Source organism: Paramaledivibacter caminithermalis DSM 15212, assembly GCF_900142245.1.
Classification (GTDB): domain Bacteria; phylum Bacillota; class Clostridia; order Peptostreptococcales; family Caminicellaceae; genus Paramaledivibacter; species Paramaledivibacter caminithermalis.
The window spans coordinates 1-4,438 of the sequence record NZ_FRAG01000110.1; the positions used below are offsets into that span (position 1 = coordinate 1).

General features: G+C 29.2%; 11 protein-coding genes. 9 read left to right on the forward strand and 2 right to left on the reverse strand.

All coding sequences use genetic code 11. The annotated features are described in order from the left end of the window. On the forward strand, nucleotides 1-171 hold a 171-nt coding region (locus BUB36_RS20725), incomplete at its 5' end, for a helix-turn-helix domain-containing protein (protein ID WP_131821366.1). A 27-nt stretch (nucleotides 172-198) separates the two neighbouring features. Here the strand turns inward: BUB36_RS20725 and BUB36_RS18475 are convergent. Beyond that, the gene (locus tag BUB36_RS18475) at nucleotides 199-513 is read right to left on the reverse strand and encodes a helix-turn-helix domain-containing protein (protein WP_073153726.1); all 315 of its coding nucleotides are present in this window, start codon (nucleotides 511-513) and stop codon (nucleotides 199-201) included. A gap of 214 nt (nucleotides 514-727) precedes the next feature. Here BUB36_RS18475 and BUB36_RS18480 point away from each other — a divergent pair, with 214 nt between their 5' ends. From BUB36_RS18480 to BUB36_RS18505, 8 genes are all read left to right on the forward strand, one after another. Beyond that, nucleotides 728-925 carry a helix-turn-helix domain-containing protein gene (locus BUB36_RS18480; protein ID WP_073153729.1) on the forward strand — a complete coding sequence of 66 codons (198 nt, stop codon included), beginning with the start codon at nucleotides 728-730 and terminating at the stop codon, nucleotides 923-925. 218 nt (nucleotides 926-1,143) lie between these two features. After that, nucleotides 1,144-1,320, forward strand: a complete 177-nt coding sequence (locus BUB36_RS19950; protein ID WP_165613153.1) for a hypothetical protein — start codon at nucleotides 1,144-1,146, stop codon at nucleotides 1,318-1,320. A 224-nt stretch (nucleotides 1,321-1,544) separates the two neighbouring features. Then, nucleotides 1,545-1,694, forward strand: a complete 150-nt coding sequence (locus BUB36_RS19955; RefSeq protein WP_165613154.1) for a hypothetical protein — start codon at nucleotides 1,545-1,547, stop codon at nucleotides 1,692-1,694. 100 nt (nucleotides 1,695-1,794) lie between these two features. Then, nucleotides 1,795-1,989 carry a hypothetical protein gene (locus BUB36_RS18485; RefSeq protein ID WP_073153732.1) on the forward strand — a complete coding sequence of 65 codons (195 nt, stop codon included), beginning with the start codon at nucleotides 1,795-1,797 and terminating at the stop codon, nucleotides 1,987-1,989. 28 nt (nucleotides 1,990-2,017) lie between these two features. Continuing rightward, nucleotides 2,018-2,224 (forward strand): hypothetical protein, encoded by a 207-nt coding sequence (locus BUB36_RS18490; RefSeq protein WP_073153735.1) that lies wholly within the window; start codon nucleotides 2,018-2,020, stop codon nucleotides 2,222-2,224. Nucleotides 2,225-2,430: 206 nt separating this feature from the next. Then, the gene (locus BUB36_RS18495; RefSeq protein ID WP_207550857.1) at nucleotides 2,431-2,955 is read left to right on the forward strand and encodes an RNA-guided endonuclease InsQ/TnpB family protein; all 525 of its coding nucleotides are present in this window, start codon (nucleotides 2,431-2,433) and stop codon (nucleotides 2,953-2,955) included. Nucleotides 2,956-3,148: 193 nt separating this feature from the next. Continuing rightward, complete coding sequence (locus tag BUB36_RS18500; protein WP_073153737.1) at nucleotides 3,149-3,757, forward strand: helix-turn-helix transcriptional regulator; 609 nt, start codon at nucleotides 3,149-3,151, stop codon at nucleotides 3,755-3,757. 112 nt (nucleotides 3,758-3,869) lie between these two features. Further along, nucleotides 3,870-4,226 (forward strand): hypothetical protein, encoded by a 357-nt coding sequence (locus BUB36_RS18505; protein ID WP_073153740.1) that lies wholly within the window; start codon nucleotides 3,870-3,872, stop codon nucleotides 4,224-4,226. A 1-nt stretch (nucleotide 4,227) separates the two neighbouring features. Here BUB36_RS18505 and tnpA read toward each other — a convergent pair. Beyond that, nucleotides 4,228-4,438: IS200/IS605 family transposase (gene tnpA, locus BUB36_RS18510; protein WP_131821367.1), on the reverse strand; the 211-nt coding region annotated here is incomplete at its 5' end.

Sequence of the window (4,438 nt, forward strand, 5' to 3'; positions counted from 1 at the left end):
CGGAAGCGATTAGCTATTTCTCAATATGAATTAGGTAAAAAAGTAAACTTAGACCAAACATTAATTAGTCGTATTGAACGTGGTGCAAGAAATTTAAAAGCAGATGAAATAGTATTATTTGCTAAAGCCTTAGAAGTAGATATATCTGAACTATTAGATGTATCAGCTTAATTTATTATCCCACATTTGACACAATAATCAACCTTTCGTGATGGTTTTGATTAGGTTGTTAATAGCTTCAAGCTGTGAAGGAGTAAGATTTTCAAGTTCTTTGACAACTTCATCAATAGATGTTGATTTTTCTTGAATTTCTTCTTGAAAGAATTCAGCTAGGGTTATATCTAAAGCGTTACAAATTTCTATAAGTTTTGGTATTGAAGGCAAACTTTTACCCTTTTCAATATCACTTAAGAATCCTGCTGAACTATTAATTAATTTAGCTAATTGAGCAAGTGTCAATTTAGAGTTTTTTCTTAAAGACTTTATTTTAGTACCAATATAATTAGTTTCCATAAATACACCTCAAATAAAATCGTTGATAGCGAAATATTATACTTTCATTTTACTGCAATATGTAGCATAAATCAATATTTAACGAAATAGAGTATTAAAAAATAAATAAAATTCGTTACAAACGATAAAAATTTATTGACATTTTCGCTTTAAACGAATAAAATATAATTAAACAGATCCATTTAAAACAAATAAAACAAAGGGTGGTGAAAAAGTGAATAATATAAAAATTATTAGATTAAATAAAAACCTTACATTAAAAGAGCTTTCAGAAATAAGCGGTGTTGCCTATGGATATATTTCTGATTTGGAAAATGGTAAAGCTGTAAATCCTACATATGCCACTTTAAAAAAAATAGCCAAAGCCTTAGAAGTACCAATATCTGAATTAATTGAAGAAAAAACAGCTTAATAATATTATTCCACAAAAGTTACAAATTATGGAACAGAGGCTAGATTACTACCAGTTTTATCGTCTGAATTTAATTTAGAATTAAATTCATTTAGAATTTTAATTCTAATATCTTCAAAATCTATATTATTCAAGTCAACACCCTCCTTCCTGTTCTATCAATTCTACAGGAAGAGGCGAAAACCTTTATAAAAATATCGATATGAAAGGAGGATATTATGGGGACCGATACAGTTATCTACACTGGTCAAAAAACAGCAGAAGAAGTAAAAGAAGAAATTAATAAGCTGCTCAACAGATTCTTAAGAGAATTAAACTCAAAAGAATCTGATAACCAAAATGATGATGTTGCTAAAAAAGGGAAGGTGACAATATCAATCCTTCCAGACAAGTGAGGTTTCTTATTTATATTTTACATGGAAAGGTGGTGAAATGGAATGAACAAAAAATGCAAAAGTATTTATCAATTAGCTAGAAATTATGCAGGTTTTACCCAAAAAGAAACAGCTGAAAAACTCAACTTAGCAATTAGAACATTAAAAAGACATAGTTGAAATGATGGTAGATTTATATAAAGCTACTTGGCTTGGAAATGTAGGATAGTGAAGGATGTGAAAACGTGGATAAGATGATGAATGAAATTTTAGAATATCTTCAAAGACAAATCAATGTAGTTGGGAAATTAGATAATGAATTTGCTAAAGGATGTGACTTTGCATACAAGCAAACAAAAGAATTTATTGAAATGCAAATGAAATTATACAAATAAAAAAGAGACCCTTTTTAAAAAAGGGCATTAAAAAAAATACTTTATTTGTCTCTATTATACCACGATAGAGACTCAAAACAACTATATTAAGGTGATAACAATGAATAAACGAGAAATGATGCTTAGGCAAATAAATGCGACTCTAAAAATAGAGAAAGAGTATGTTAGGAAATTTAATGACTTACTAAAAAGCCCTAATATTACAGAAGAAAATAGAATAATTATAGAGGAACTTAAACAAGCTTCTTTAGAGGCAATAGCCAGACATAAGAGATTTAGATTGCTTTACATGTAAAACACCCCAAATTTTCAGGAGTGAAAAAATGGATAGAAGTGAGTTTGAAATTTTATTAGGGACTTATGAAGGTGAAAAAGTAGAGATAGACTTAAGTGAAGTGAGATATGGAGTTATATCAGGAATATCAGCAACAAGAAAAGAAATTTTAATAAATAAAATCAAAAGGCAGCTTAAGGGTGTAAAAATTTTCTCTATTAATATCGAAAACGAACCTATAGAGAAGCTTGTATAGATACTATTGAGAAAGTTGAATATGAGATTAAGTAGCCTAATGAAAAAAATATATTTTGTTTTGTTGAGAATGCAACTTATATATTTAATTTGAGTGATTAGTAAGATTAAAAATTTAAGAAAGAAAATTGAAAAACTCTTTCAAATAGATGAAAAGATAAATTTTCATACTGCAATACATGTGCGATGCTGTTCATTAGGGAATGAATAAAGGGGGTTAAAAAGCTAGAAAAGAAATTAAAGAGATTGCAAAGACAATGTTCAAGAAAATATGAAATGAATAAGAAGGGGGGGAGTTACCAAAAGACTAAGAACATTGCAAAAATCGAAAAGAAGATTAAGAAACTTCATAGGAAACTTCAAAATATTAGACTTAATCATATTCATCAAACTACTTCTAAAATGGTGAAAGCCAAGCCAAGCAGAGTAGTAATGGAAGATTTAAAAGTGTCTAATATGATGAAGAATAAACACTTAGCAAAGGCAATAGCAAATCAAGGTTTTTATACATTCATCAATCAGATGAATTATAAATGTGAGAAGTATGGTATTGAATTCATTCAAACACCTACATTCTATCCAAGTAGTAAAACTTGTAGTAATTGTGGCACTATTAAGAAGGATTTAAAGCTATCTGATAGAGTTTACAAGTGTGAGTGTGGATTTACTTGCGATAGAGATAAAAATGCCTCATACAACCTTGCAAACTATGGTTTAGAAAAGGCATCTTAAAAGCTTTTCTAGATTGGGGAATCGTTACAACCCACTATCGACTTTAGTTGATAGCAAAGCCTATGGAGTGTTATAACAAACGAAAGTAGCTTCGGCAAAATCGGACACTATGAAGTAGGAAAGAAACAAAAATTTATAGATATTCTTAATCTTTGGTAGATTTTTATAGATTTTTGGTAACGGTATTACTATCATGACTGAAACTGCAAAGGAATTTGGAACATGGATGGATATGAAAATATCATGTAAAGAAAGCAAGAGAAGCTTAAATAAAAGTATAGAAAAACTTGAATCAAAAAATGAGAAAACAATATACGATATAGTAGATTTGGATATAGAAAGGGAAATGAGGCGTGATGTAGCTGAAGCTCAGAAAATAATTGAGCAAAAGCTTTTATATGAGTTTAATACACTAAGTGAGGAAGATATAAGGAATGCAAGATTGACAGAAAAAGAAGTTCTGGTGGCAAGGCTAAGGCAGAGTAAAACAATAAGGGAAATTGCTGGGGAGTTAGGTTGTTTTGTTAACAACATATTTGAAATATATAAATCTGCTTTGAAGAAAATTGAAAGATATAGGAGATTAAAAGATACAGAAAAAATATTAAGCAACTTAAGTCCTCAACAGAGGACGATATATAAGCTCTTAAAGCAAAATAAAAGCAATAATGAGATAGCTAAAGAATTATGTACAACATCAGCGAATATAAGAAAACAAAAAAGTATAATTAATAAAAAAATTAAGTGTTACCAAAATACCTGTACAAATAATTATGGGAGAGGTGCGTCTAAAATCAATTGATTGAAATATTGAGTTTGTATTGAAAAAAGCTATTATATAATATGAAATTATATTAACAGAGAAATACATTTGTTATTGATTTTACATAAGTGAAGGGTAAGGAGCAAGAATTATGGAAAAGATATTAAATCAAATACTTGCTGAATTAAAAGAATTGAATAAAAGCCAAGAAGAATTGCTGATGAGCCATGAAGAGCTGAAAAAGAATCAAGAAGAATTAATGATAGGTTATAAGGAATTGAAGGTAAGCCAAGAAGAGATTGTTGAAAGACTTGACCGTATAGAGAATAAGTTTGATGTAATAAATGAACAAATTGCTGATTTAACTGAATTTAAAACTGAGACAATACAGGGATTAAAAGATATAAAAGATACTCTGAAGTTTATAGTTTTGGGGTGTAAAACCTCGACCCTTGTGGTCGAGGCTGTAAGCCCCATTCATTTTAGGGGTTCGATGCCCCTAAAATGAATTAAACATGTTTCTGATTTTCGATATATCGTTTAATTGTTTCAGAAGATACAGCTCCAGTAGTACCAACATAATAACCTTTACTCCAAAAACCACTACCCCAAAATTTCCTTTGTTTAAGCTTAGGAAATTTTTTAAATATATACCTTGCTGTAATACTTTTAATGGTTTTAACAACTTCTGATGGACTTATGTAAGGTTTAACTGATACA

Excerpts from the sequence above, each read along its gene's own strand:
- BUB36_RS18475 (WP_073153726.1), bottom strand. The coding sequence starts at position 513 with ATGGAAACTAATTATATTGGTACTAAAATAAAGTCTTTAAGAAAAAAC.
- BUB36_RS19950 (WP_165613153.1), top strand. The coding sequence starts at position 1,144 with ATGGGGACCGATACAGTTATCTACACTGGTCAAAAAACAGCAGAAGAA.
- BUB36_RS18485 (WP_073153732.1), top strand. The coding sequence starts at position 1,795 with ATGAATAAACGAGAAATGATGCTTAGGCAAATAAATGCGACTCTAAAA.
- BUB36_RS18490 (WP_073153735.1), top strand. The coding sequence starts at position 2,018 with ATGGATAGAAGTGAGTTTGAAATTTTATTAGGGACTTATGAAGGTGAA.
- BUB36_RS18500 (WP_073153737.1), top strand. The coding sequence starts at position 3,149 with ATGACTGAAACTGCAAAGGAATTTGGAACATGGATGGATATGAAAATA.
- BUB36_RS18505 (WP_073153740.1), top strand. The coding sequence starts at position 3,870 with ATGGAAAAGATATTAAATCAAATACTTGCTGAATTAAAAGAATTGAAT.